This is a genomic window from Streptomyces sp. NPDC058877 (assembly GCF_042742855.1).
Classification (GTDB): domain Bacteria; phylum Actinomycetota; class Actinomycetes; order Streptomycetales; family Streptomycetaceae; genus Streptomyces.
Genome location: NZ_JBHYMF010000027.1, coordinates 31288 through 57378 on the forward strand (window position 1 = coordinate 31288; position 26091 = coordinate 57378).

Annotated in this window: 23 protein-coding genes and 1 pseudogene; 18 read left to right on the top strand and 6 right to left on the bottom strand. The window is 72.4% G+C overall.

Going from position 1 to position 26091, the window contains the following annotated elements; all coding sequences use genetic code 11:
• Positions 1 to 3 precede the first annotated feature (3 nt).
• Positions 4 to 375: pseudogene (locus tag ACFW2Y_RS09400) on the bottom strand (amidohydrolase family protein); the annotation flags it as partial.
• Here ACFW2Y_RS09400 and ACFW2Y_RS09405 point away from each other — a divergent pair.
• On the top strand, positions 341 to 1537 hold the full coding sequence (locus ACFW2Y_RS09405) for a purine-cytosine permease family protein (protein WP_384875843.1): 1197 nt from the start codon (positions 341 to 343) through the stop codon (positions 1535 to 1537). The pseudogene ACFW2Y_RS09400 and the gene ACFW2Y_RS09405 overlap by 35 nt on opposite strands.
• A 90-nt stretch (positions 1538 to 1627) precedes the next feature.
• Here the strand turns inward: ACFW2Y_RS09405 and ACFW2Y_RS09410 are convergent, their stop codons facing one another.
• The 3 genes from ACFW2Y_RS09410 to ACFW2Y_RS09420 form a co-directional block, all read right to left on the bottom strand.
• Entirely contained in the window at positions 1628 to 2317 is a 690-nt protein-coding gene (locus ACFW2Y_RS09410; protein WP_384875845.1) for a gamma-glutamyl-gamma-aminobutyrate hydrolase family protein, read from the bottom strand.
• Positions 2318 to 2352: 35 nt separating this feature from the next.
• On the bottom strand, positions 2353 to 3786 hold the full coding sequence (gene eat / locus ACFW2Y_RS09415) for an ethanolamine permease (RefSeq protein WP_384875847.1): 1434 nt from the start codon (positions 3784 to 3786) through the stop codon (positions 2353 to 2355).
• A 116-nt stretch (positions 3787 to 3902) separates the two neighbouring features.
• A complete protein-coding gene (locus tag ACFW2Y_RS09420; RefSeq protein ID WP_384875849.1) occupies positions 3903 to 4631 on the bottom strand; it encodes a FadR/GntR family transcriptional regulator in 729 nt (242 codons plus the stop codon).
• An 89-nt stretch (positions 4632 to 4720) separates the two neighbouring features.
• Here ACFW2Y_RS09420 and ACFW2Y_RS09425 point away from each other — a divergent pair, with 89 nt between their 5' ends.
• The 4 genes from ACFW2Y_RS09425 (at position 4721) to ACFW2Y_RS09440 (ending at position 9635) form a co-directional block, all read left to right on the top strand.
• The gene (locus ACFW2Y_RS09425; RefSeq protein ID WP_384875851.1) at positions 4721 to 6085 is read left to right on the top strand and encodes a glutamine synthetase family protein; all 1365 of its coding nucleotides are present in this window, start codon (positions 4721 to 4723) and stop codon (positions 6083 to 6085) included.
• A gap of 31 nt (positions 6086 to 6116) precedes the next feature.
• Complete coding sequence (locus ACFW2Y_RS09430; RefSeq protein ID WP_384875853.1) at positions 6117 to 7481, top strand: aldehyde dehydrogenase family protein; 1365 nt, start codon at positions 6117 to 6119, stop codon at positions 7479 to 7481.
• Positions 7478 to 8263 carry a 3-oxoacyl-ACP reductase gene (locus ACFW2Y_RS09435; RefSeq protein WP_384875855.1) on the top strand — a complete coding sequence of 262 codons (786 nt, stop codon included), beginning with the start codon at positions 7478 to 7480 and terminating at the stop codon, positions 8261 to 8263. Before ACFW2Y_RS09430 ends, ACFW2Y_RS09435 begins: the two co-directional genes overlap by 4 nt.
• 94 nt (positions 8264 to 8357) lie before the next feature.
• The gene (locus ACFW2Y_RS09440; RefSeq protein ID WP_384875857.1) at positions 8358 to 9635 is read left to right on the top strand and encodes a haloacid dehalogenase-like hydrolase; all 1278 of its coding nucleotides are present in this window, start codon (positions 8358 to 8360) and stop codon (positions 9633 to 9635) included.
• 65 nt (positions 9636 to 9700) lie between these two features.
• Here ACFW2Y_RS09440 and ACFW2Y_RS09445 read toward each other — a convergent pair whose 3' ends face one another.
• The gene (locus ACFW2Y_RS09445) at positions 9701 to 10903 is read right to left on the bottom strand and encodes an amino acid deaminase/aldolase (protein WP_384875859.1); all 1203 of its coding nucleotides are present in this window, start codon (positions 10901 to 10903) and stop codon (positions 9701 to 9703) included.
• A 107-nt stretch (positions 10904 to 11010) separates the two neighbouring features.
• On the opposite strand from ACFW2Y_RS09445, the gene ACFW2Y_RS09450 reads away from it, so the two are divergent.
• Genes ACFW2Y_RS09450 through ACFW2Y_RS09460 form a run of 3 tightly spaced genes read left to right on the top strand, consistent with a single transcriptional unit; the run spans position 11011 to position 14164 of the window.
• Positions 11011 to 12204, top strand: a complete 1194-nt coding sequence (locus tag ACFW2Y_RS09450; protein ID WP_384875861.1) for a hypothetical protein — start codon at positions 11011 to 11013, stop codon at positions 12202 to 12204.
• Positions 12201 to 13382 (top strand): type VII secretion-associated serine protease mycosin, encoded by a 1182-nt coding sequence (gene mycP / locus ACFW2Y_RS09455; protein ID WP_384875863.1) that lies wholly within the window; start codon positions 12201 to 12203, stop codon positions 13380 to 13382. Before ACFW2Y_RS09450 ends, mycP begins: the two co-directional genes overlap by 4 nt.
• 47 nt (positions 13383 to 13429) lie before the next feature.
• Positions 13430 to 14164 carry an SseB family protein gene (locus ACFW2Y_RS09460; RefSeq protein ID WP_384875865.1) on the top strand — a complete coding sequence of 245 codons (735 nt, stop codon included), beginning with the start codon at positions 13430 to 13432 and terminating at the stop codon, positions 14162 to 14164.
• A 7-nt stretch (positions 14165 to 14171) separates the two neighbouring features.
• On the opposite strand, the gene ACFW2Y_RS09465 is transcribed toward ACFW2Y_RS09460, so the two are convergent.
• A complete protein-coding gene (locus tag ACFW2Y_RS09465; RefSeq protein WP_384875867.1) occupies positions 14172 to 14549 on the bottom strand; it encodes a DUF1844 domain-containing protein in 378 nt (125 codons plus the stop codon).
• 304 nt (positions 14550 to 14853) lie between these two features.
• Here ACFW2Y_RS09465 and infC point away from each other — a divergent pair, with 304 nt between their 5' ends.
• The 10 genes from infC to ACFW2Y_RS09515 all read left to right on the top strand — a co-directional run bounded on the left by infC (position 14854) and on the right by ACFW2Y_RS09515 (position 25974).
• Positions 14854 to 15540, top strand: a complete 687-nt coding sequence (gene infC, locus ACFW2Y_RS09470; RefSeq protein ID WP_384875869.1) for a translation initiation factor IF-3 — start codon at positions 14854 to 14856, stop codon at positions 15538 to 15540.
• 126 nt (positions 15541 to 15666) lie between these two features.
• On the top strand, positions 15667 to 15861 hold the full coding sequence (gene rpmI / locus ACFW2Y_RS09475; RefSeq protein WP_030493495.1) for a 50S ribosomal protein L35: 195 nt from the start codon (positions 15667 to 15669) through the stop codon (positions 15859 to 15861).
• Positions 15862 to 15967: 106 nt separating this feature from the next.
• Entirely contained in the window at positions 15968 to 16354 is a 387-nt protein-coding gene (rplT, locus tag ACFW2Y_RS09480) for a 50S ribosomal protein L20 (protein ID WP_225799578.1), read from the top strand.
• A gap of 165 nt (positions 16355 to 16519) precedes the next feature.
• Entirely contained in the window at positions 16520 to 17359 is an 840-nt protein-coding gene (locus ACFW2Y_RS09485) for a TrmH family RNA methyltransferase (RefSeq protein WP_384875872.1), read from the top strand.
• Positions 17360 to 17438: 79 nt separating this feature from the next.
• The gene (locus ACFW2Y_RS09490) at positions 17439 to 18581 is read left to right on the top strand and encodes an ATP-binding protein (RefSeq protein WP_384875874.1); all 1143 of its coding nucleotides are present in this window, start codon (positions 17439 to 17441) and stop codon (positions 18579 to 18581) included.
• 156 nt (positions 18582 to 18737) lie between these two features.
• On the top strand, positions 18738 to 19865 hold the full coding sequence (gene pheS / locus ACFW2Y_RS09495; RefSeq protein WP_384875876.1) for a phenylalanine--tRNA ligase subunit alpha: 1128 nt from the start codon (positions 18738 to 18740) through the stop codon (positions 19863 to 19865).
• Positions 19865 to 22393: a phenylalanine--tRNA ligase subunit beta gene (gene pheT, locus ACFW2Y_RS09500; protein WP_384875878.1), complete on the top strand. Its 2529-nt coding sequence runs from the start codon at positions 19865 to 19867 to the stop codon at positions 22391 to 22393. The genes pheS and pheT overlap by 1 nt, the downstream gene beginning before the upstream one ends.
• Positions 22394 to 22703: 310 nt before the next feature.
• Positions 22704 to 23771: a PP2C family protein-serine/threonine phosphatase gene (locus tag ACFW2Y_RS09505; RefSeq protein WP_384875880.1), complete on the top strand. Its 1068-nt coding sequence runs from the start codon at positions 22704 to 22706 to the stop codon at positions 23769 to 23771.
• Positions 23772 to 24040: 269 nt separating this feature from the next.
• On the top strand, positions 24041 to 25381 hold the full coding sequence (locus ACFW2Y_RS09510; RefSeq protein WP_384875882.1) for a transcriptional regulator: 1341 nt from the start codon (positions 24041 to 24043) through the stop codon (positions 25379 to 25381).
• Between the two features lie 62 nt (positions 25382 to 25443).
• Positions 25444 to 25974 (top strand): NUDIX hydrolase, encoded by a 531-nt coding sequence (locus tag ACFW2Y_RS09515; protein ID WP_384875884.1) that lies wholly within the window; start codon positions 25444 to 25446, stop codon positions 25972 to 25974.
• Positions 25975 to 26091 lie beyond the last annotated feature (117 nt).

Consider the following 26091-nt stretch of genomic DNA (forward strand, 5'->3'; position numbering starts at 1 on the left):
GGATCAGAGGTCCGTCGCGCGGAACGTGATGCGACCTCCGACCACGGTGAGACGGACCGGGACGTCCGACAGCTCCGTCGCCGGGGTCCTCAGGGGGTCGGCCGCCAGGACCGTCAGATCGGCCCGGTAACCGAGGGCGAGACGGCCCGCCTCGTGCTCCTCGCCCGCCGCGTACGCGGGTGCCGTCGTCATGCCGCGCAGCGCCCCCAGGGCGGTGAGCGCCTGCTCCGGTCCGTGCGGAGCCCGCCCGAGGTCACGGTTCGGGCGGCGGTGCCGGGCTCCGGCCATCACGCCGAGCGGCGGGAAGGGAGCGATCGGCCAGTCGGACCCGAGCACCACCGTGGCACCCGATTCCGCCAGGTCACGGCAGCGCCACTCCCACACCCCGTCCGCGTCGGTGCCCGGCTGGCACCAGGGCGCCACGTGGAGTCGCAGCGGCAGCTCACCGGCCGCGTCGAGCGCTTCGTACAGGGCCAGGCTGTCTCCCGTCTGCTACTTCGCGCTCAACCTCGCCGCCGCCGCGACGGCCGCCTTCGCGCTGGTGGAGAAGGCCGACGTCACCGCCGGCGTTCCCGTCCAAGTGGCCGTCATCGTGCTGATCGCCGCCCTCACGCTGGTCATCAGCGTCTACGGGCACGCCCTGATCATCAAGCTCTACCTGCCGATCACCCTGGCCCTGGCGGGTGCCTTCACCGTCGTCGCCCTCGCGGTCCTCAAACACGCGGACTTCTCGTACGTGCCGGACCGGCCGCTCACCGGGGCCGAACTCTGGGCGATGCTCGTCGCGGGCACCACGATGATCGCCTCGGGTCCGCTGTCGTACACGACGAGCGCCGACTTCTCCCGCTACCTGCCGCGCACGGCCCCGCCGAAGGCGATCGCCGGCTGGACCGCCCTCGGAGCCTTCCTGCCCAGCCTGGTGGTGGGCGCGCTGGGAGCGCTCGCCGCGACCGCCGTCGACATGACCGACCCCCAGGAGGCGCTCCAGGAGATCCTGCCGGGCTGGTTCGTCCCGGTCTTCCTGCTCACGCTCGTCCTCGGCACGATCTCCATCAACGCCCTGACCGCGTACAGCGCCGGACTCGCCCTGCAGGCCGTCGGACTGCGCATCCGACGCACCGTCAGCGTCCTCTTCGACGGCGCCGTCGCGATCGCCCTCACCCTCTACGGCCTGCTGGTCTCCAACTTCCTGGACACCGTCAGCAACGCCCTCCAGATGACGGTGGTCCTGATCGGCCCGCTCATGGCCGTGTACGCCACCGACATCGTGTCGCGCCGGAACCGCTATGACGGGCGAGCGCTCTCCGACGAGTCCCCCACCAGCCCGTTCTGGTTCACCGCCGGTGTCAACCCGGCCGGTGCGCTCGCCCTGCTCGCGGGCGTGGCTTCGGCGGCCCTCTGCGTCAACACGCTCTACACGGGTCCGGTCGCCTCCGTGCTCGGCGGGATCGACCTCTCCCTGCCGGTCGGCATGACCGTGGCCGCCGCCCTGTACGCGCTCCTCGGCCGCCGCGCGGTGGCGGCCACGAGCGCCTGAGCCGCGGGGCGGCCGGAGCCCACCCCGGCCGCCCCGCTCACGATCTGCCGCCCCGCGCCGTCCGTCGGGAGGTGTGGGGCCGGCCCCGCGTCAGACCCGCACGGACGCCGCGGCCCCGACCAGCCCCTGCGTCACGCGCAGGTCCTCGCCCATCTCCGGGTGCCACTGCACGCCGAGGGCCCAGGCCGGGGCGGCCAGCTCCACCGCCTCCACCGTGCCGTCCTCCGCGTGGGCGGAGACCGTGAGCCCCGTGCCCAACCGGTCCACGGCCTGATGGTGGTAGGTCGGGACCTCGGTGAGTTCGGGCACCAGGGAGGCGTAGCGGGTGCCCGGCACCGGCTTCACCGCATGCCGCCCGATCACTCCGACCGCCTCCGCGTGCCCGTCCAGGTGCTGGACCAGCGTGCCGCCCAGGGCCACGTTGAGCAGCTGCATTCCCCGGCAGATGCCGAGCAGCGGGGTTCCCGAGGCGAGGGCCGCGTCGATCAGGGCCAGCTCCCAGGAGTCCCGGGCGCGGGCCGGTGGTCCGGTCCGCGGGTCGGGCTCGGCCCCGTACCGTGTGGGCTCGACGTCGGCCCCGCCCGCGACGACCAGGCCGTCGAGCCGGGACACGACTGCCGCTGCGGCCTCCGGCCCGTCCGGCGGAAGCATCACCGCGAGCCCGCCGCTCTCCCGTACGAGCTGGGGGTAGCGAGCCGGCAGCAGGGCCGCGGTCATGTCCCACACCCCCCAGCGTGCCTGGTCCAGATAGGTGGTCACGCCGATGAGCGGCTTGGTCACGGAACTTCCTCCAGTGCTGCGGAGAGGCGGGCGGGTCAGTCGCGTTCGAGTTCGGCTTCGGCCGCGGCGAGCGCCGCGAACTCCTCCTCGGGCGCCCGGGCCACCAGATGGTGCCGACTGTAGAACGCGAAGTAGGCGAGGGCGATCACGTACACCCCGAGGGCCATGAGCGCCGCGGTCCGGTCCACCAGGAAGGTCGCGACCAGGGCCGAGAGGGCCAGGACGAAGGCGACGGACGAGGTGGCCGCCCCACCGGGCGTGCGGTAGGGCCGGTGCAGCCCGGGCTCGCGGCGGCGCAGCACGATGTGGGAGAGCGCCATCAGGGCGTAGGAGATGGTGGCCCCGAAGACGGCGATGTTGAGCATCCGGGCCCCGTCGCCCGTCCCGGCGGCGAGCGCGAAACCGATCGCGCCCGGGATGAGCAGCCCCAGGTACGGCGACTTCCGACGGCTGGTCAGGGAGAGGAAGCGGGGCAGGTAGCCGGCCCGGGAGAGGGCGAACAGCTGGCGGGAGCCGGCGTAGATGAGGGAGAAGAAGGACGCGACCAGGCCGGCGAGCCCCGCGTAGTTCACGAAGCGGCTGAGCGCGGTCGGGTCCCCGTCGCCCTGGAGCGCCACCACGAGCGGGTTGCCCGCTTCCTGTACCGCTGCCGAGCCGCGTGCGCCGGTGGTGGCGAAGAAGGTCATGACGGCGAGGAGCACCAGGACGCCCATGGAGATCGCGAGCGCCCTCGGCATCGACCGCACCGGGTCCTTGGCCTCCTCGGCGGCGAGCGGCACGCCCTCGACGCCGAGGAAGAACCACATGCCGAAGGGGAACGCGGCCCAGATGCCGAGCAGGCCGAACGGCAGCCAGGAGTTCGCTCCGAAGGCCTCGCCGTCGACCGGAATGTCGTTCAGGCCGTCCACGTGGAAGTCGGTGAACGCGCCGAGTGCGAAGACGAGGAGCGCCGCCACCGCGATCGCCGTCACGATCAGGCTGAAGCGCAGCGCCTCGCCCACGCCCCACAGGTGGATCCCGATGAAGAGCGCGAAGCAGACCAGGTAGACCGGCCAGCCGGACTCCAAGCCGAAGAGCCCCAGGGACTCGACGTAGTCGCCGATGAAGATGGAGATCGCGGCGGGAGCGAGGACGTACTCGATGAGGATCGCGGTGCCGGTGAGGAAGCCGCCCCAGGTACCGAGCGCCCGGCGGGCGAAGCCGTAGCCGCCGCCCGCGGTGGGCAGGATGGCGGAGAGTTCGGCGAGTGCGAAGACCAGGCAGGCGTACATCGCGCCCATCAGGACGGTGGCGACGGCGAGTCCCCCGAAGCCCCCCTTCGACAGGCCGATGTTCCAGCCGGAGAAGTCCCCGGAGACGACGTACGCCACGCCGAGCCCGGTCAGCAGCAGCCAGCCGGCGCTGCCGCGGCGCAAGGTCCGGCGTTCGAGGTAGTCGTCCTTCGACGGCGTGGTGTCTTCGAGCGTCATGGCAGCGTCAGCTCCCCGCAGCGGGCCCAATGGATTGGTCCCATACCTTTGCGGCGCCCATGCGGGATGCGCAACCCCCATGCGTTACTTTCGGGTTACGCCGCCGGGGTGCCGCCTCAGGTCAGGAACCCCCGCAGCAGGGCCGCCGTGCCGGAGCAGTGCTCCCGCATCACCTCGCGCGCCGCGTCCGCGTCCCCGTCCAGGACCGCCTCCACCAGGGCGGCGTGCTGGTGCTGGGAGTGCTCCAGATTGCGTACGAGCAGGGGGATGCAGTCCAGCAGGTCGTTCACCGTCGCGCGGACCGCGGCGTACTGGGCCGTCAGCGTCGGTGAGCCGGAGAGCTCGGCCAGTGTGAGGTGGAACAGGGTGTCCTGGCGGCGGTACTCGGTCAGCGGGGCGTCGTTCGTCGCCGCGGCGGCGGCCCTCAGTCGTTCGGCCCCCGCCGGGTCGAGGCCGTGGGCGGCGCAGAGTCCGGCCGCTCCCACCTCCAGGACCTCGCGGAAGCGCAGGGTGTCCTCCACGTCGACCGCGGCGATCCGGCGGCGCAGTTCGTCCTCGTCCGTCGTTTGGGCGCGGGGCAGCACGAACGTCCCGCCGTACCGGCCGCGTCGGCTCTCCACGAGCCCCTGTTCCTGGAGCACCTTGAGGACTTCGCGCAGCGTCACCCGGCTGATCCCCATCCGGTCGGCGAGTTCGCGTTCGGCCGGCAAGCGCTCTCCGCCCGGCACCAGGCCCAGCCGCACGACCCGGAGGATCTGTTCCAGGGCCTCCTCGAACCCGTTGCCCGCCCGCACCGGGCGCAGCACGGGCGTCAGCCGGTCCGCCGGTTCACTCGTACTGGCCACGTTCTCGTTTCCCTTCCTCCAGGACTTCCCAAGCAATGGTCTAACGCAATACCTTATGGCTTCCGGCAGGCCGAAGGAGGAGCAGTCCCGTGGCAGACCGCACACCCCCGCTCACCGTCGAGGAGCTGCGCGCCCTCGTCGCGAGCGGCGAAATCGACACCGTCGTCCTGGCCTTCCCCGACATGCAGGGGCGGCTCCAGGGCAAGCGGTTCGCCGCACCGTTCTTCCTGGACGAGGTACTCGGCCACGGCACCGAGGGCTGCAACTACCTCCTCGCCGTCGACACCGAGATGAACACCGTCGACGGATACGAGATGTCCTCCTGGGACCGCGGCTACGGCGACTTCGCGATGCACCCCGACCTCACCACCCTCCGTCGCATCCCCTGGAACGAAGCCACCGCCATGGTGACGGCCGACCTCGCCTGGGCCGACGGCACCCCCGTCGTCGCCGCGCCCCGCCAGATCCTCCGCCGCCAGCTGGAGCGCCTCGCGGAACTCGGCCTCACCGCCCACGTCGGCACCGAGCTCGAATTCATCGTCTTCAAGGACAGCTACGAGCAGGCCTGGGACGCCCACTACCGCGGCCTCACCCCCGTCAACCAGTACAACATCGACTACTCCGTCCTCGGTACCGGACGCATCGAACCGCTCCTGCGCCGCATCCGCAACGAGATGGCCGGGGCCGGTCTCACCGTGGAGTCCGCCAAGGGCGAGTGCAACCCCGGCCAACACGAGATCGCGTTCAAGTACGACGAGGCCCTCGTCACCTGCGACCAGCACGCCGTCTACAAGACCGGTGCCAAGGAGATCGCCGCCCAGGAGGGCCGCTCGCTCACCTTCATGGCGAAGTACGACGAGCGCGAGGGCAACTCCTGCCACATCCACCTCTCCCTCCAGGACGCCGAGGGCCGGAACGTGATGGCCGGCGACGACCCGCACGGCATGTCCGAGACCATGCGGCACTTCCTCGCCGGCCAGCTCGCCGCCCTGCGTGACTTCTCCCTCCTGTACGCCCCCAACATCAACTCGTACAAGCGGTTCCAACCCGGTTCCTTCGCCCCCACCGCCGTCGCCTGGGGCCACGACAACCGCACCTGCTCGCTCCGGGTCGTCGGCCACGGCCGCTCCACCCGCTTCGAGAACCGCCTCCCCGGCGGCGACGTCAACCCCTACCTGGCGGTCGCCGGCCTCATCGCGGCCGGACTGCACGGCATCGAGCAGCGCCTGGAACTGCCCCCGCCCTGTGCCGGCAACGCCTACACCGCCGAGTACGCACACGTCCCCACCACCCTGCGCGAAGCCGCCGAGCTCTGGGAGACCAGCGAGATCGCCAAGGCCGCCTTCGGTGCCGAGGTCGTCGCCCACTACCGGAACATGGCCCGCGTCGAGATCGACGCCTTCGACGCCGCGGTGACCGACTGGGAGCTGCGCCGCTCCTTCGAACGCCTCTGAGAAACCCCCTGCGAGAAGTGAGAGGAACGAGTTGCTCCAGGTACTGAACCCGGCGACCGAGGAGTTGGTCGCCACCGTCCCGGCCACCACACCCGGTGACGTCGACGCCGCCGTTGCCCGCGCCGCCGCCGCGCAGCGCGGCTGGGCCGCCGCCGCCCCCGCGGACCGGGCCAGGTTGCTCCGCCGCTTCGCCGCCGTCGTCGACGAACACGTCGAGGAACTCGCCCGCCTGGAGGTCACCGAGGCGGGCCACACCATCGGCAACGCCCGCTGGGAAGCCGGCAACGTCCGCGACCTGCTCGACTACGCCGCCGGGGGAGTCGAGCGCCTCAACGGCCGCCAGATCCCGGTGGCCGGCGGCCTCGACATCACGATCCTCGAACCCCTCGGGGTGGTCGGCGTCATCGCCCCCTGGAACTTCCCCATGCCGATCGCCGCATGGGCCACCGCCCCCGCCCTCGCAGCCGGCAACGCCGTCCTCCTCAAGCCTGCCGAGACCACCCCCCTCACCGCGCTCCGCCTCGCCGAACTCGCCCTGGTCGCCGGCCTCCCCGAAGGCCTCTTCCAGGTCCTGCCCGGCACCGGACCGATCGCCGGGAACGCACTCGTCGAACATCCCGGCGTCGCCAAGATCGTCTTCACCGGCTCCACCCGGGTGGGGAAGGGCATCATGGCGAAGTGCGCCGACCGGGTGAAGCGGGTCACCCTGGAGCTCGGCGGCAAGAGTCCCAACATCGTCTTCGCCGATGCGGACCTGGAGGCCGCCGCCGCCGCGGCGCCGATGTCCTTCCTCGACAACAGCGGCCAGGACTGCTGCGCCCGCACCCGCATCCTCGTGCAGCGGAGCGCGTACGACCGCTTCCTGGAACTCCTCGCCCCCGCCGTCCAGGGGATCGTCGTCGGCGACCCGCTCGACGAGCGCACCCAGATGGGCCCGCTCATCTCCCGCACCCAACTCGATCGCGTCCGCTCCTACGTGACCGACGACCTCGAGGCCCTTCGGGGCAAGGCCCCCGAGGGCCCCGGCTTCTGGTTCCCGCCGACCGTGCTCACCGGCGTTCCCGAGGACGCCCCCTGCGCCGTCGAGGAGGTCTTCGGGCCCGTCGCCGTGGTCCTGCCCTTCGAGGACGAGGCCGATGCGATCCGCCTCGCCAACGCCACCGAGTACGGCCTGTCCGGATCGATCTGGACCCGGGACGTCGGCCGCGCCCTGCGTACCTCCCGAGCCGTCCGGGCCGGCAACCTCTCCGTCAACTCCCACTCCAGCGTCCGCTACTGGACCCCGTTCGGCGGCTACCAGCAGTCCGGCCTCGGCCGTGAACTCGGCCCCGACGCCCTGACCGCCTTCACCGAAACCAAGAACGTCTTCATCAGCACGGAGGGCCCCGCACTGTGAGCACCGAAGAGATCGTCTGCCGCCGCCTCGTCGGCCGCACCGCCGTCATCACCGGAGCCGGCAGCGGCATCGGCCTCGCCACCGCCCGCCGCCTCGCCTCCGAAGGCGCGCACGTGGTGTGCGGCGACATCGACGAACGGGCCGGCAAGGCCGCCGCGGAAGAAGTCGGCGGCACCTTCGTGAAGGTCGACGTCACGGACCCCGAGGAGGTGGAGAACCTCTTCCAGGTCGCCTTCGACACCTACGGTTCCGTCGACATCGCCTTCAACAACGCCGGCATCTCGCCGCCCGACGACGACTCCATCCTGGAAACCGGGCTGGAAGCCTGGAAGCGCGTCCAGGACGTCAACCTCACTTCCGTCTACCTCTGTTGCAAGGCCGCCCTGCCCTACATGCGCCGTCAGGGCAGGGGCTCCATCATCAACACCGCCTCCTTCGTCGCCATCATGGGAGCGGCCACCAGCCAGATCTCGTACACCGCGTCCAAGGGCGGGGTCCTCGCCATGTCCCGCGAGCTGGGCGTCCAGTTCGCCCGTGAGGGCATCCGCGTCAACGCCCTCTGCCCCGGGCCGGTCAACACCCCGCTCCTCCAGGAACTGTTCGCCAAGGACCCCGAGCGCGCCGCGCGCCGCCTGGTGCACATTCCCGTCGGCCGCTTCGCCGAGGCCGAGGAGATCGCCTCCGCGGTGGCTTTCCTCGCCAGCGACGACTCCTCCTTCATCAACGCCACCGACTTCCTCGTCGACGGAGGCATCTCCGGCGCGTACGTCACCCCGCTCTAGAACCTCGCCACCGCCGCCACTCCCCGACCCCCACCCCACGCAGCCGGGCGTCGCAAGGCGCCCGGCTGACGTGCGCACGGACAGGAGAGCGTCCATGCACCGCAAGCTCCGCACCAGGGCCGCCGCGACGGCCCTGCTCCTCGCCGCGACCGGCCTGCTCCCCACGACGAGCGCCGCCGCCCGCCCCGCCGGACCCCGTGACTGCCCGACCCTCACCGTCGCGGAGGGCTGGTACGGCGACAACAAGGCGCGCCTCGACGAGCTGATCGCCGCCCGGTGCGCCGAGGCCGCGACGCACCGGGGCCCCAAGGGCGACAAGCCGGTCGCCGTCTTCGACTGGGACAACACCGTCATCAAGAACGACGTCGGCGACGCCACCTTCTACTGGCTGCTCCGCAACGACCGCATCAGGCCCCCGCGCCACGGAGACTGGTCCACCACCAGCCGCTACCTCACGCCCGAGGCCGCCGATGCCCTCGGTGCCGCCTGCCCCACCGGCGGTCGCACCCTGCCCACCGCCACCGACCTCCGCTGCGCCGACGAGCTCCTCTCCGTCTACGGCTCGGGCTCCACGACCGACGGCAAGACCGCCTTCGCGGGCCACGACCACCGCCGCATGGAGCCGCAGTACGCCTGGCTCGCCCAACTCCTGCGCGGCTGGACCGCCCGTGACGTCCGCTCCTTCGCAGCCGCGGCCCGTGCCGAGAATCTCGCCGCGCCCCGGGGCACCACCCAGCGGGTCGGCAGTCGGCAGGTCACCGGCTGGATCCGTTACTACGACCAGCAGCGCGACGTGATCCGTGCGCTCCAGGGCGCCGGCTTCGACGTGTGGATCGTCTCCGCCTCCCCCGAGCCCGTCGTGGAGGTCTGGGCCCGGGGCGTGGGCATCGACCCCTCCCACGCCCTCGGCATCCGCAACACCACCGAACACGGCCGCCTCACCGGTCACCTCAAGGGCTGCGGCACCGTACGGGACGGCGAGGACACGATGATCACCTACATCGACGGCAAGCGCTGCTGGATCAACCAGGAGGTCTTCGGCGTCCGCGGCGTCGCCGCCGAGCGCGTCCAGCCGGCAGGCCGGCGCCCGGTCTTCGCCGCGGGAGACTCCGACACCGACGTCTCCTTCCTGCGGGACGCCACCGGGCTGCGGCTCGTCCTGAACCGCAACAAGAACGAACTCATGTGCCGGGCCTACGAGAACGGCGACGGCCGTTGGCTCGTCAACCCCATGTTCATCGAACCGAAGAAGCCGAAGCCGAGCCCGTATCCGTGCTCGACCACCGGCTACACGGCGGGCGACGGCACGGCACAACCGGTCCGACGCGCTGACGGAAGCATCGTCCCCGACCAGGTCGACTCGGTCTTCTAGGCGGTCGTGCCCGGATCCGCGGGCCAGCAGCGCTCTCCACCCCTCCCCTGGGTCCGTCACGCCTTCTAGAGGAAGGTCATCCCCTCGCCCCGGTACGTGGGCACCGTCGCCGTGATGCGGTCGCCCTCGACCAGCTGCAGGTCCGCGAACCGCTCGCACAGCTCCCCGGCCTTCGCGTGGCGGAACCAGACCTTGTCGCCGATCCTCAGGTCGTCGGCCGGGGAGCCCAACAACGGGGTCTGCACCTCGCCGGGCCCCTCCTGCGGGTCGTACCGGAGCCCCTCCGGCAGGTACGGGACGGGCAGTCGGTCCGGACCCGCGGCCCCCGACGCCGGGTAGCCCCCGCCGAGCACCGTCACCACGCCCACGCCCGGACGGCGCACCACCGGTTGGGCGAACAGCGCCGCCGGGCGGCCGGAGAAGGACGTGTAGTTGTCGAAGAGCCGCGGTACGAAGAGCCCCGAGCCCGCCGCGATCTCCGTCACCGCCTCCTCGGCCGCCGTGTGCTGCACGCTTCCCGTGCCGCCGCCGTTCACGAACTCCAGGTCGGGTGTCACCGCCCGGACGGCCCGCACCACGGCCGCCCTGCGCTCCGCCAACTCCCTGCGGGCCGCGGATTGCAGGAAACGGATCGCCCGGGACCGCAGCGGTCGGCCCGCGACCGCGTCCCCGACCCCGGCGACGTGGCCCTCGTACGCCATCAGGCCGACCAGTCGGAACCCCGGCCGCCGCACCACGGAGCGGGCCAGCTCGGCCAGGTCGGCGGGGGTCCGCAGCGGTGAGCGCCGGGCCCCCACCCTCATCCGCCCGCCGAGCAGGTGCAGTGCGGTGTCCATCTCCAGACAGACCCGCACCTCTTCCGTCCCGCCCGCGCGGGCGGCGTCGATCAGATCCAGTTGAGCCACGTCGTCGACCATCACGGTCACGGCGGCGGCGAGCTTCGGATCCCGCGCGAGTTCCCCGAACCCGGAGCGGTCGGCGGAGGGGTAGGCCAGCAGCACGTCCTCGAACCCGGCGCGTGCCAGCCACAGCGACTCGTCGAGGGTGAACGACATGACCCCGGCGAAGCCGTCCCGCCCGAGCACCCGCTCCAGCAGGGCCCGGCACCGCACCGACTTGCTCGCCACCCGCACCGGCTTGCCCCCGGCCCGGCGCACGAGGTCCGTCGCGTTGGCGTCGAAGGCCTCCAGGTCGACGATCGCCACCGGCGCGTCGAGATGGGCGGTGGCCCGGTCGTAACGGGCCCGGTCGGCGGCACGGGGAGTCATGGCCCGAGCTTGCCAGACCGGTTTGCGGGTGGGTAGCCCCTGAGTTCCCGCACCCGGGGGAACAGCCCGTAGAGTGACGGACATTGTCGAGACGAGCGGGGACGGGGATGACCAGCGAGCACCACCCCACGACCTCCCGCATCACCGAAGCCCTGCTCCCGACGACGGACGAAGGGGAGCGCACGACCCGGCTCCGCCCGGTGCGCACCCCCCGGGCACCCGTCGAAGCACCGCCCGCCACCGCCCCGCGGTCCGCGCCGGCCCGTCCGATGACCGCCCCGAGCGGCGCTCCGGCACCTGTTCCGGGATCACCCGGGCCCGTGGCCGCACCCGTGTCGGTGCCCGCCCCCGAGGGACCGACGACCGCGTCCGCTCCGGTGGCCGCCGCACCAGTCGTGTCCACGGCTCCGCCCGGCCCACCGCCGGCCGCTCCCGTACAGCCGCAGCACTTCCCCCCGCACGTCCACCACCACGGCCCCGGTGCCCTGCCGCCGGAGGTCCCCGTCGGCGCCACCGACCTCCGGCCCGTCCGGGAGCGGAGCATTCGGCGGACCCTCGCGGTCGCCGTCTGCACGGTGCTCGGTCTCGGGCTCGTCGGAGGAGCCCTCGTCGGGGTGTGGCTCGCGGCGGCCGAGCCCACCGAGCCCGCTGAGCCCGTCGGCTACGCGGAGGCGAAGGAGCTCTGGCACGAGGCCCCCGTCGACACCCTCTTCCCCCGCACCCTCGCGGGCCGCGGCGACGGCCCCGGCGGCGCCGACCGCACCTGGACCCGGATCGTCGTCGCCCCGGACGCCGCCTGCACGCCGGCGGTCCTCGCCAGCGGCCTGCTCGCCACCGTCGAGCCGCTCGGCTGCGAGCGCGTCCTGCGCGCCACCTACACCGACGCCACCGCCAGCAGCGTGATCACCGTCGGTCTGGTCTTCACCCGCGCCGACGTCGCCGCCCAGGGGGCCCTCGGCACGGACCTCACCACCCGCCTCGGCGCGGACGTCCCCCCGGCCCTTTCCGGCCCCGGCACCGTCGCCGCCCGGTTCGGCCCACCGCAGCGTGCCGCCTGGTGGTTGGCCGCCCCCGCCGACCTCCCCGTCGTCGTCACCGCGGTTTCCGGCTTCGCCGACGGCCGGATGGTCGACGGCGGCCCGCTGCTCGCCGACCTCGCCATGACCGCACGGCGCACCGACGCCGTCTCCCAGGCCGGCCTCGGCCACGAGGCCAAGGGCATCGCCGAACGCCTCGTAGGACTCCTGCGCACGGCCGCGACCACGGCCGCGACCACGGCCGCCAAGGAGAACGCCCGGTGATCCGTCCCAGTCGGCGTCGCACCCGTGGCGCCGCGGTCGCCCTGCTCGCCGCCCTCTTCTCCGTGCTGCCCGCCACGACTTCCCCCGCGCACGCCGACACGATCCGGGCCCGCCAGTGGGGCCTCGAAGCCCTCCACACCGAGGAGGCCTGGCACACCACCAAGGGCAAGGGCATCACCGTCGCCGTCCTGGACACCGGCGTCGACGCCGACCACCCGGACCTCGTGGGGTCCGTTCTCCCCGAACACGACCTCGTCGGCTTCGGGGCGTCGAAGGGCGAGCGGGCCTGGGCCCGTCACGGCACCGCGATGGCCGGCATCATCGCCGGCCACGGCCACGGCCCCGGTGCCCAGGACGGAGTCCTCGGCATCGCCCCCGAGGTCCGGATCCTCCCCGTCCGGGTCATCCTGGAGTCCACCGACAGCGCCCGGGGCAAGGCCCGCAAGTCCCGGGGCACCGCCCTCGCCGAGGGCATCCGCTGGGCCGCCGACCACGGCGCCGACGTCATCAACCTCTCCCTCGGCGACGACTCCAAGTCCGCCCACCCCGATGCGGGTGAGGACGCCGCCGTCCAGTACGCGCTCGCCAAGGGCGTCTCCGTCGTGGCCTCGGCCGGCAACGGCGGCGAGAAGGGCGACCACGTCTCCTACCCCGCCGCCTACCCCGGCGTCATCGCCGTCACCGCCGTCGACCGCTACGGCACCCACGCCGCCTTCTCCACCCGCCGCTGGTACGCCACCGTCAGCGCTCCCGGCGACGACATCGTCATCGCCGACCCGGACCGCCGCTACTACGAGGGCTGGGGCACCAGCGCCGCAGCCGCGTTCGTCTCCGGTGCCGTCGCCCTGGTGCGCTCCGCGCACCCCGACCTCACCCCGGCCCAGGTCAAGCGCCTGCTCATCGACACCGCCCGGGACCGGCCGAAGGGCGGGCGCAGCGACGCCAAGGGGTACGGGACGGTCGACCCGGCCGCCGCGATCGAGGCCGGCGGTCGGATCGAGGCCGGTGACCCCATGAGCAGGACCGCCGGCTACCGGGACCCGTACTTCGGGCCGGGCCCCCTCCCCGCGGCCGAGGACGGCCGTGGCTTCGGCCTGTTGGCCCCCGTCGCCGGCGGACTCGGGGTGCTGTTGCTCCTCACCGCCCTGCTGCTCGTGCGGACCCGACGAACCTCCTGACGCCGGGGGGTGTCCGGTCCACCGGGACCGGAGGCTAGGCTCGGTGCGTGGCGCTCAAGAACATTCCGGACCCCGGTTTCTCCGACGACGACGGCACGGCCGACCCGCAGCTCGCGGCGGCCCTCGCGGCCTGGGCGGAGGACAGAACCGTCCACGGCCCGGTCCTCGAAGCCCTCAAGGGGGCCCGGCTGCTGGTGCCGGTGGTGGCAGTCCTCGGCGAGGTCGAGATCGACCCCGAGACCGGGCTCAAGCAGGAGAAGACCAGCGACATGGCGGTCCCCACGCTGACGGCCGGTGACCGGCGGGCCCTGCCCGCCTTCACTTCGATCGCCTCGCTCGCCCTGTGGGATCCGGCGGCCCGCCCGGTGGCGGTCCCCCTCCACCAGGCACTCCAGGCCGTCGCCCACGAGAGGGCGGACACCCTCGTCCTCGACCTCGCGGGCCCTGTGCCGTACCAACTGACCGGCTCCGTCCTGCTCGCCCTCGCCGAAGGCCGCACCAGCACTGATCCGCTGGACGACCCGGTGGTGCGGGAGGCCGTGCGCGCCGTGGTCGCGGCCGAGCCCGCGGTGCTCCGCGCCCATCTGGGTCCGGGCACGGCCGACGGCACCGTCGCCCTGGTCCTCGCCGCGGACGCCGCCCCGGCGGAGGCCGCCCAGCGGGTGGCCCGTGCCCTGGCAGCCGACGAGACCTTGAGGGCCCGCCTGGTGCGGGGTCTCGACCTGGCGCTGCTGCCGGCCGAGGCCACGCCCCCGGGCGAGCCCTTCTACGTGAAGCGGTAGGCGTTTCCTAGCCGTACACCGGCCCCGTGTACTTCTCGCCGGGGCCCTGGCCCGGCTCGTCCGGGACCAAGGAGGCCTCGCGGAAGGCGAGCTGGAGGGACTTCAGGCCGTCCCGCAGGGGCGCCGCGTGGAAGGAGGAGACCTCCGTCGCGCTGGCGTCCAGGAGGCCGGCGAGCGCGTGCACCAGCTTGCGCGCCTCGTCGAGGTCCTTGTGCTTCTCGCCCTCCTCGGTGAGCCCGAGCTTCACGGCGGCGGCGCTCATCAGGTTGACGGCGACGGTCACGATCACCTCGACCGCCGGGACCTCTGCGATGTCGCGGGTCATGGATTCGAAGTCGGGGGTGTCGGAGGGGGCCGTTGACTCGTTCTGGGGCGTCTCGCTCATGCCCCACACGATATGACGGTCCACGGTTAGCGGAGACCGCCGGGTCCTGCTAACCTTATGTAACGACCGGCCGGACACCTCTGTGCCCGGCCCACAAGTGGAGGCTCCGTACTCCCACCTGACCACCCTCGCGGGTGGCGGGTCACCGGTCAGGTGGCGCCCATCGTTCCGTACGGACGATGGAGCCGCCCGATGTGCGCCCCGCGGTTCACCGTGGTGGTGCTCCGGTTTTCCGTGGAGCCCCGCCTGTGTACCGTCCGGGGCTTTTTTCGTGCGTCGGCTCGGTTGGTTTCAACTGTTTCACGTGACGTGTCCGTCCGCCAAGGCGGTCGCGTGGTGCTACCGAGGAGGATCCATCAGCGCCGAGCCCCGCATCAACGAGCGGATTCGCGTTCCCGAGGTGCGTCTTGTCGGCCCCAGTGGCGAGCAGGTCGGCATTGTGCCGCTTGCCAAGGCCCTGGAGCTCGCTCAGGAGTACGACCTCGACCTGGTTGAGGTCGCGGCGAACGCCCGCCCGCCCGTGTGCAAGCTCATGGACTACGGGAAGTTCAAGTACGAGTCGGCCATGAAGGCCCGTGAAGCGCGCAAGAACCAGGCGCACACGGTCATCAAGGAGATGAAGCTCCGGCCGAAGATCGACCCGCACGACTATGACACCAAGAAGGGTCACGTCGTCCGGTTCCTCAAGCAGGGCGACAAGGTCAAGATCACGATCATGTTCCGTGGTCGTGAGCAGTCCCGCCCGGAGCTCGGTTACCGACTCCTCCAGCGCCTCGCCGAGGACGTCCAGGAGCTCGGGTTCATCGAGTCCAACCCGAAGCAGGACGGCCGGAACATGATCATGGTTCTCGGTCCGCACAAGAAGAAGACCGAGGCCATGGCCGAGGCTCGCGAGGCCCAGGCCGCGCGCAAGGCGGAGCGCCAGGGCGGGACGCCCGAGGCCGCCGCCGAGGCCCCGGCCGAGACCCCGGCCGAGAACGCCGAGGCGTGATCCATGGGGGCTGCCCTCCCGGCAGCCCCCGGGTTCCGCCCGGTCCCACCCAATCGAAGAATGACGCTCCCGGCTGACCGGTGTCCGCACCGGGGGGAGCGCCACTGACGAGGAGAGAACGGCGCCATGCCGAAGAACAAGACGCACTCCGGTGCCAAGAAGCGCTTCAAGGTCACCGGCTCCGGCAAGATCATGCGGGAGCGCGCCGGCAAGCGCCACCTGCTCGAGCACAAGTCGTCCAAGCTGACGCGTCGCCTCACCGGCAACGCCGAGATGGCCCCGGGTGACTCCGCCAAGATCAAGAAGATGCTGGGCATCTGAGTTGATCTCCCGCCCTCGGCGACGAGGGCATCCGGCACAGACCGGGACCCATCCGTTTTTTCGGGTCGTGTGAGGACCACCACGACCCCGCTACAAGGAGTAAGAAGTGGCACGCGTCAAGCGGGCAGTCAACGCCCACAAGAAGCGCCGGGCGATCCTCGAGCAGGCCTCCGGCTACCGCGGTCAGCGTTCGCGCCTGTACCGCAAGGCCAAGGAGCAGGTCACCCACTCGCTGGTCTACAACTACAACGACCGCAAGAAGCGCAAGGGTGACTTCCGTCAGCTGTGGATCCAGCGCATCAACGCCGCTGCCCGCCTGAACGGCATGACGTACAACCGCCTCATCCAGGGTCTGAAGGCCGCCAACATCGAGGTGGACCGCAAGATCCTCGCCGAGCTGGCCGTCAACGACTCCAACGCGTTCGCCGCGCTGGTCGAGGTCGCGCAGAAGGCCCTCCCGGCCGACGTCAACGCCCCGAAGGCCGCCGCCTGATCTTCCAGGCCGCAGTACCTCTGCCCGGACCCGCAAGCGCGCTCGCGCCTGCGGGTCCGGGTGCGTCGGCCCCCCGACACCCGTAGTTCCGGCCCGTAGCGCCACCGGCCCGACCGGCCGTCCGGCCGAAGAGCCCCGGCCCCGAAGAGAGAACCGCCGCACCTCATGGTCACCCCCGAGCTGATCTCCCCGCGTTCCCCGCGCGTCGTCGCCGCACGGCGGCTCGCCAAGCGCAATTTCCGGGGCAAGGACCGCCTCTTCATCGCCGAGGGCCCGCAGGCCGTCCGCGAGGCCGTGGAGCACCGCGGCAGCACCGGACAGCCCACCCTCGTCGAGCTCTTCACCACGGTCGAGGCCGCCGAGCGCTACGCCGCCATCGTCGAAGCCGCCCGCGCTGCCGGCGCCCGTGTCCACTTCGCCTCCGACGCCGTCCTCGCCGAGGTCTCCCAGACCGTCACCCCGCAGGGGCTCGTCGGCGTCTGCCGGTTCCTCGACTCGCCGTTCGAGGAGATCATCGCGGCCCGGCCCAAGCTGGTCGCCGTCCTCGCCCACGTCCGCGACCCCGGGAACGCCGGCACCGTGCTGCGCTGTGCCGATGCGGCCGGCGCCGACGCCGTCGTCCTCACCGACGCCTCCGTCGACCTCTACAACCCCAAGTCCGTGCGCGCCTCCGTCGGTTCCCTCTTCCACCTGCCGGTGGCCGTCGGCGTCCCCGTCGAGCAGGCCGTCGCCGGTCTCAAGGAAGCCGGCGTGCGGATCCTCGCCGCCGACGGGGCCGGTCAGGACGACCTCGACGACGAACTCGACGCCGGGACCATGGGCGGCCCCACCGCCTGGATCTTCGGCAACGAGGCCTGGGGGCTGCCCGAGGAGACCCGGGCGCTCGCCGACGCCGTCGTCCGCGTCCCGATCCACGGCAAGGCCGAGAGCCTCAACCTCGCCACCGCCGCCGCGGTCTGCCTCTACGCCTCCGCACGCGCCCAGCGCCCCCGAACCTCCGCCTGAGGGCCCACCCGGCCCTCCCCGCCCAGTAGAGTGGCGCACTCGGGGCCCACTGCGCTGAACGGAGGGGTGGGGAACGGGGATGACGGTCGGTACGGACAGTCCCGCACAGGTACGGAGCAGCGCGCCGCACGCCCCGGAACCGCCGGATCCCGGGGCTGGCGCGGGTTTCGCCGGCCTCGACCCCGACGACCTGCCCGACGGTCTCGTCATCGCCGACGAGACCGGGCGCGTCGTCTGCTTCAACGCCGCAGCCGGCCGGATCACCGCCGTCCCCCGCGACCGGGCCCTCGGCCTCCCCCTCGACGAGGCACTGCCGCTGGAGGACCTCAAGGGGCGCCGCTGGTGGCCGCTGGTCGATCCCTACGGAGGTCTCGCCACCCGTCGTGGTCAGCCCGAACGCAACCTGCTGCTTCCCGGCGGCCGTGAGGTCCTGGTCTCCGCCCGGTACGTCAGGGAGCACCCCACCGGGCCCGTCCGCAGGGTCGTGGTCTCGTTGCGCGGGACCGAGGCGCGTCGTCGCACCGAGCGCAGCCACGCCGAGCTCATCGCCACCGTCGCCCACGAGCTGCGCTCCCCGCTCACCTCGGTGAAGGGCTTCACCGCCACCCTGCTCGACAAGTGGGAACGGTTCAACGACGAGCAGAAGCGGCTCATGTTGGAGACCGTCGATGCCGACGCGGGTCGCATCAAGCGGCTCATCGCCGAACTCCTCGACATCTCCAGGATCGATTCCGGCCGTCTCGAAGTGCGCCGCCAGCCGGTCGACATCGCCGCCGCCATCGGCAGGCACATCCATGTGCACACCACTGCGGGCCAGTCCCCGGACCGCTTCTTCGTACGGATCAGACCGCAGCTGCCCGCGCTCTGGGCCGATCCCGACAAGATCGACCAGATCCTCGGGAACCTCCTCGAAAACGCGGTGCGCCACGGCGACGGAACTGTCACCATCGAGGTGGCACCCACCACGCTGGGCGACGACGGAGAAGAGGGAACGGAGGTCACCGTGAGCGACGAGGGCCCCGGCATCCCCGAAGCGTCGATGAGCCGTGTCTTCACCCGGTTCTGGCGGGGAAGCAAACGCGGCGGCACGGGCCTCGGCCTCTACATCGTCAAGGGCGTCGTCGAGGCCCACGGCGGCACCATCACCGTCGGACGGGGTCCCCGTGGCGGGGCCGAGTTCCGATTTATCCTGCCCGTCGGCACCCCGGCCCATCTCCTCTGACGTCTCAGCAGGCGAGACCGTACGAGATCAGGAGCCGCCCGGGTCGTCCACGGGCTCATTCGCGTCCCTGCGCCCCGTTAGACTCGTCCTTTGGCACGTTTGCGCCCTTGACGTCGAGCGGGGCCGCCCAGCCAGCCAACGGAAGCACGGGAAGAGATGTCCGCACCCAATAAGTCGTACGACCCGGTTGAGGTCGAGGCACTGAAACCGGAAGAGATCGAGCGCATGCGGGACGAGGCGCTCGCCGCCTTCGCCGCCGCGGGCGACCTCGACGCGCTCGCGCACGCGAAGACCGCGCACACCGGTGGCACCTCGCCGCTGGCGCTCGCCAACCGGGAGATCGGCGCCCTGCCCCCGCAGGCGAAGGCAGCCGCCGGAAAGCTCGTGGGCCAGGCCCGCGGCATCGTCTCCAAGGCGCTCGCCGCCCGTCAGGGCGAGCTGGAGGCCGAGCGCGACGCCCGCGTCCTCGTGGAGGAGGCCGTTGACGTCACGCTGCCGTACGACCGCGTCCCGGCCGGCGCCCGACACCCGCTGACCACCCTCATGGAGCGCGTCGCCGACGTGTTCGTCTCCATGGGGTACGAGGTCGCCGAGGGCCCCGAGGTCGAGGCGGAGTGGTTCAACTTCGACGCCCTCAACTTCGTCCCGGACCACCCGGCGCGCCAGACCCAGGACACCTTCTTCGTCCAGGGCCCCGAGGGAACCACGGGCGACGAGTCCGGCGTCGTGCTCCGTACGCACACCTCGCCGGTGCAGGCCCGCACGCTCATCGACCGGGAACCCCCGGTCTACGTCGTCTGCCCCGGCCGCGTCTACCGCACCGACGAGCTCGACGCCACGCACACCCCGGTCTTCCACCAGATCGAGCTGCTGGCCGTCGACGAGGGCCTGACCATGGCCGACCTCAAGGGCACCCTCGACCACATGGTCCAGGCGCTCTTCGGCTCGGACATGAAGACCCGGCTGCGACCCAACTACTTCCCCTTCACCGAGCCGTCCGCCGAGATGGACATGCTCTGCTACGTCTGCCGCGGCGAGTCCGTCGGCAACCCGGACCGTCCCTGCCGCACCTGCGGCAGCGAAGGCTGGATCGAGCTCGGCGGCTGCGGCATGGTCAACCCCAAGGTGCTGGTCGCCTGCGGAGTGGACCCCGAGAAGTACAGCGGATTCGCCTTCGGGTTCGGCATCGAGCGGATGCTGATGTTCCGCCACAACGTCGAAGACATGCGAGACATGGTCGAGGGTGACGTCCGGTTCACCCGGCCGTTCGGGATGGAGATCTGATGCGGGTCCCGCTTTCTTGGCTGCGGGAGTACGTCGACCTGCCGGCGACGGAGACCGGCCGTGACGTCCAGGCCAAGCTCATTTCGGCAGGCCTCGAGGTCGAGACGGTCGAGCAGCTCGGCGCCGGCCTGACCGGCCCGCTGGTGGTCGGCAAGGTCCTCACCATCGAGGAGCTGACGGAGTTCAAGAAGCCCATCCGCTTCTGCACCGTCGACGTCGGCCAGGCCAACGGCACCGGCGAGCCCCAGGAGATCATCTGCGGCGCCCGGAACTTCGCCGAGGGCGACAAGGTCGTCGTGGCCCTGCCCGGCGCCGTGCTCCCCGGAGACTTCCGGATCGCCGAGCGCAAGACGTACGGCCGCGTCTCCCGCGGCATGATCTGCTCCGGCGACGAGCTCGGCATGGGCGACGACGGCACGCACGGCATCATCGTGCTGCCGCCGGAGCACGAGGTCGGCACCGACGCCACGGTCCTCTTGGAACTGTTCGACGAGGTCCTCGACATCGCCGTCACCCCGGACCGCGGCTACTGCCTCTCGATGCGCGGCGTCGCCCGTGAGGCGGCCACCGCCTACGGCCTGCCGCTGCGCGACCCGGCGCTGCTCGACGTGCCCGCGCCGAACTCGTACGGCTACCCGGTCCAGATCACCGACCCGATCGGTTGCGACCGCTTCACCGCCCGCACCGTCGTCGGCCTGGAGCCGGAGGCGCGTTCCCCGATCTGGCTGCAGCGCCGCCTCCAGAAGGCCGGCATGCGCCCGATCTCGCTGGCCGTCGACATCACCAACTACGTGATGCTGGAGCTCGGCCAGCCGCTGCACGCCTACGACCGCGACCGGCTCGACGGCTCCATCGGGGTCCGTCGCGCTGAAGCCGGCGAGAAGATCACCACCCTCGACGGCACCGTGCGGGTCCTGGACGCCGCTGACCTCGTCATCACCGACAACCGCGGTCCGATCGGCATCGCGGGCGTCATGGGCGGTGCCAACACGGAGATCGCCGACCCCGAGACCGACCCTGAGACCGGCATCGTCACCGGCACCTCCGAGGTCGTCATCGAGGCCGCGCACTTCGACGCGATCTCGATCGCCCGCACGGCACGCCGCCACAAGCTGTCCTCCGAGGCGTCCAAGCGCTTCGAGCGCGGTGTCGACCCGCAGGCCGCCGCCGCTGCCGCGCAGCGCTGCGTCGACCTGCTCGTGCTGCTCGCCGGCGGCACGGCCGAGGCCGGGGTCACCGAGGTCACGGCCCCGTCCGCGCCGCGGACGATCGCCATGCCGGCGAACCACCCGGACAGGATCGCGGGCGTCGACTACGGCCGAGAGACCGTGGTCCGCCGCCTCCAGGAGGTCGGCTGCGACGTCTGCGGCCAGGACGAGCTCGTCGTCACCGTGCCGTCGTGGCGCCCCGACCTCAGCGAGCCGAACGACCTCGCCGAAGAGGTCATCCGGCTGGAGGGCTACGAGAACCTGCCCTCCACGCTGCCGAAGCCGCCGGCCGGCCGCGGGCTCACCGAGCGCCAGCGCGTCCACCGCCGGGTGGGGCGCGCCCTGGCCGGCGCCGGCTACGTCGAGGCGCTGAACTACCCGTTCATCGGGGAGCAGGCCCTCGACCACCTCGGTCTCGACGCGGACGACGCCCGTCGCCGCCTCGTGAGGCTGGTCAACCCGCTCTCCGACGAGGAGCCCGCGCTCCGCACGACGCTCCTTCCGGGGCTGCTCGGCGCGCTCCGTCGCAACGACAGCCGCGGCAGCCACGACCTGGCGCTCTTCGAGACCGGCCTGGTCTTCCGGCCCGAGGGAGAGCCGCGCATCGCCGTTCGGCTTCCGGTCGACCGCCGTCCCACCGACGAGGAGATCGCCGGCGTCAATGCCGCGCTGCCCGTGCAGCCGCGCCACGCCGCGGTGGTCCTCGCCGGTTCGCGCGAGCAGGCCGGCTGGTGGGGCAAGGGCCGTCCGTCCGACTGGGCGGACGCGATCCAGGCCGCCCGGACCGTCGCCACCGGGGCCGGGGTCGAGCTGATCGTCAGCGCTGCCCAGCAGGCTCCTTGGCACCCCGGCCGCTGTGCCGCGTTCCACGTCGAGGTCGACGGCGAGAAGGTCCTCGTAGGCCACGCCGGCGAGCTCCACCCGCGCGTGGTGAAGGCCTTCGGCCTGCCGGCCCGCAGCTGCGCCATGGAGATCGACCTGGACCTGCTGGAGAAGGCGAACGAGGGGCCCGTGAAGGCCCCCCGGATCTCCTCCTTCCCGGTCGCCACCCAGGACGTCGCCCTGGTCGTCGCCCAGGGTGTGCCGGCCGCCGAGGTCGAGGCCGCCCTCACCGAGGGCGCGGGGCAGCTCCTGGAGTCCATCCGGCTGTTCGACGTCTACACCGGCGACCAGCTCGGCGAGGGCAGCAAGTCCCTGGCGTACGCGCTGAAGTTCCGCGCCCCGGACCGCACGCTGACCGTCGACGAGGCCAGCGCGGCCCGCGACGCGGCGGTGGCCCTGGCCGCCGAGCGCACCGGCGCCGTCCTGCGCGGCGCCTGACGCTCCGCAGCACGGAGGAGGGCCGTCCCGGGATCGTCCCCGGGGCGGCCCTCCGCCGTTCCGGGGCACGGGTGCTTCCCGCGCCGTCGTGCCCCTTCCGGGCCCGTATGCCCGCTCGGGGGTCGGTCGCCCGTGCGCATGGCGCGGCCCTGGCGAAGGGCGGCGAGCCGGCGGCGCTCACTCCTTCGGGTGAGATGACCGAAGGGTGTTCCTCCCCGATCCGCCGGTCGGCAGAATCGATGCGGCTGCAGGCGCGGACCTGCGTGCCGCAGGGCCTCCGGGCACTGCTGGGGCTCGGGAAGGGCCGTACATGATCCGTACCAGCTCCTTGGTCGCCGACGGCTCCCCGCTCCGCCGGGCGGCGCCGCTCGCCCTTCCCCTCGGCTGGGGCGCCGCGGCCGTGGCGTGGAAGTTCGGTTGCCCGCTGGCCCGCCAGCCGGGTGTGCCGATGCGGATCGCCACCAGCGTCGTCTTCCTCGGCGTCGGCATCGCCCTGGTGCTGGGCGTCCGTCGGGGGCTCGCGCGGGAGCTCGACCGGGTCCGGGCCGTCGCTGCCGCCGCCCAGCGGGTCCTGCTGCGTCCGCCGCCGGCCCGGCTCGGCGGGTTGAGCCTTGCGGCGGGGCAGCTGTCCGCCTCGCGGGACGCGATCGTCGGCGGGGACCTCTACGAGGCGGTGGTGACCCCCCACGGGGTGCGGATCGTCATCGGGGACGTGCGGGGCCACGGGCTCCCCGCGCTCGGTGCGGTCGTCGCGGTCCTCGGCAGCTTCCGCGAGGCCGCTCACGACGAGCGCGAACTCGGCGGCGTGCTGCGCCGCCTGGAGCGTGCTCTGGAGCGGCACCTGAGGGAGCGGGCGCGCGAAGAGCATCCGGCGCGGTGCGCTGCGGGGCCCGAGCGTCCGGTGGGGGAGGAGTTCGTCACGCTGCTGCTCTTGGAGGTCCGCTCCGACGGGCGGCTCGCCGTCCTCAACTGCGGTCACCCCGCCCCGTACCGCCTCGGGCGCCGGGTGGAGCGGCTTTCGACCGGGGAGCCGCTGCCGCCGCTCGGGGTGCTGCCGCTGCCCGCCGGGCTCGTGCCCCATGTGACGGCTCGGCTGGTGCCGGGCGAGACGCTGGTCCTGCACACCGACGGCGCCGAGGAGGCCCGCGACCGCCGGGGCCGGTTCTTCGCGCTCGACGCGGTTCTGGCCGGGGCGGTCGGCGAGGAGCCAGCGGCCCTGGTCCGCCGGGTCCGCGCGGCCCTGCTACACCACACGGGCGGCCGGGTCACTGATGACGTCGCGCTGCTCGCGGTCCGCAACGATCGGGTCCGGGTTCCGGCGCAGCCCGCCGAACCCGGGCTGCGCCGCACCCGGCCCGCTCCCTCCTCGCCCTGTTGAGCGGAGGGCATCGGGGCCGGCGCCGCCCGCCCCGCCACGGAGTGTCGGGCAGATCAGCGGGGCGGACGACGCGGACCGGGCGGCCGCACTGTACGAGGGGGAGCCGGCGGCCCGGCCGTCGCCGTGCGGCGAGAAGCACAGTCAACCGTGGCCGCACCGGGTGCGGCAGAGCGCGCGGACCGGGAGAACGGGTACTTGGTTCACACCCCGTGCGAAATCGGCCACCGCTAGGCTGAGTTCACGGAGCGACCGGAGTGACCGGAGCGGCCATGCAGCCCAACACCTTGCTCGACGCCCTGCTCGACGAAGCGGGCGTCTCGAACGCCGGCCTGGCGGCCCACGTGAACGTGGCGGGCCGGGACAGGGGCCTCGCCCTGCGGTACGAACACACCGCAGTGGCACGCTGGTTGAAGGGGCAGCGTCCGCGCGGTCAAGTGCCGGACCTGATCTGTGAAGTGCTCGCCACCCGGCTGCACCGGCAGGTGACCCTGGACGACATCGGCTTCGGGGTACCGGACGGGCCGCTGCCGGCAGCGGGTTCGCCGTTGTCCGGTTTCGTGGAGCGGGCGGCTGCCCTGTGGCGGTCCGACGAGCAGCAGCGCCCGCACATCGTGACCGCGCCCGCCGTGACCGGAACCCCGGCGGTGATGCCGGTGTGGGAGTGGGAGAACCCACCGGAGGACGCGGACGTCTCCCGCGCGGGCCGGACGACGGTGTCGGCCGCCGACATCACCGTCCTCACCGCTGCTCGTGCGCACTACGAGCAGATGTACCGCAAGGCGGGGGGCATCGCGACCCGGGCCCGGATCGTCGGTTTCCTCACCAGCCGGACCGCGCCGCTCCTGAGGGGCGCCTACGGCGACGCCCTCGGCCGGCAGCTGCACCGCGCCACCGGCGGTCTGGTGGCGGTGGCCGGCATCTGTGCCTACGACGCGGACGCGCACGGGCTCGCCCAGCGCTACTTCCACCAGGCGCTGCGGCTCGCGAAGGCGAGCGGGGACCGGGGACTCGGCGCCTATGTGATCGCGCTGCTGGTCAACCAGGCGCTGTTCATGGGGGAGTACCGGCAGGCGGTGGCGTTCGCCGAGGCGGCGCTGCGGTCGGCGGGACGGCAGATCACCCCGGCGCTCGCCGCCGATCTGACGGCGATGCAGTCGAAGGCGTACGCGCACCTGGGCGACGGGTCCGCTGCCTTGGCCTGCATCCGGCTGGCCGAGGCGGCGGCGGAGCGGATCAGTCCGGGAGAGGAGCCGGCCGAAACGGGATACGTCGAGCCGGGGCTCGTCAACGTGCAGGTCGCGGAAGCCCTGCTCGGCCTGGGGGAACTCGCGGCGGCCCATGAGCACGCGTCGGCCGCGGTCGGGACGCACTCGCACGACCGGGGTCGGGTGCACCGGCTCGCCATGCTCTGTCAGATCGAACTGCGGCAGGGCGAGGCGGACGGGGCGGCGCGCACGGCGCTGGAGATGACGGAACGGGCCCGGGGGATGGAGTCGCGTCGGCTGCGCGACCGGCTGCGGCAGGTGCGGGAGCACCTCCTCGCCAGCGGAGGCGGAGCGGCCCGGGAGGCGGCCGCGCTCATCGACGAGGCCCTGCGCGTTCCCCTGTGATTCCCTGACTGCTGCGATATTGCCACCAAACAATCACCGATCAGTCGGAAGGTGGCAAGAAAGTGCAGTGGACGAAACTGAGCGAACGCTCTGTCTATGAGAATCGCTGGTTCCGGGTGAACCTCGCGGACGTCGAACTCCCGGACGGCCGCCACCTCGATCACTACCTGATCCGACTCCGCCCGGTCGCGGTCGCAACGGCCGTCAACGAGGCGGACGAAGTCCTGATGCTCTGGCGCCACCGCTTCATCACGGACAGTTGGGGCTGGGAGCTGGCCGCCGGCGTCGTCGAAGACGGCGAGGACGTCGAGGCAGCCGCCGCCCGCGAGATGGAGGAGGAGACCGGCTGGCGGCCGGGGCCGCTGCGCCACCTCCTCACCGTCGAGCCCTCGAACGGCCTCTCCGATGCCCGCCACCACCTCTACTGGGCGGAGCGGGCGACGTACACCGGACCGCCCGAGGACGCCTTCGAGTCCTCGCGACGGGCCTGGATCCCGCTGAAACAGATCCCCGACATGATCGCCCGGGGTGAGGTCCCGGCCGCCAACATGGCCGCCGGCCTGCTGATGCTCCACCACCTGCGCCTCGGCTGAGGCGTCCGACGGGGAGTGCCGGGCGGCCCGTACCTGTGCGGGGGTACGAGCCGTTCCTGCCGCGGAGAGCGACATTCGGGGGACGCCCGGAGGCGTCGGGGGGACGCCGGGGCGTCA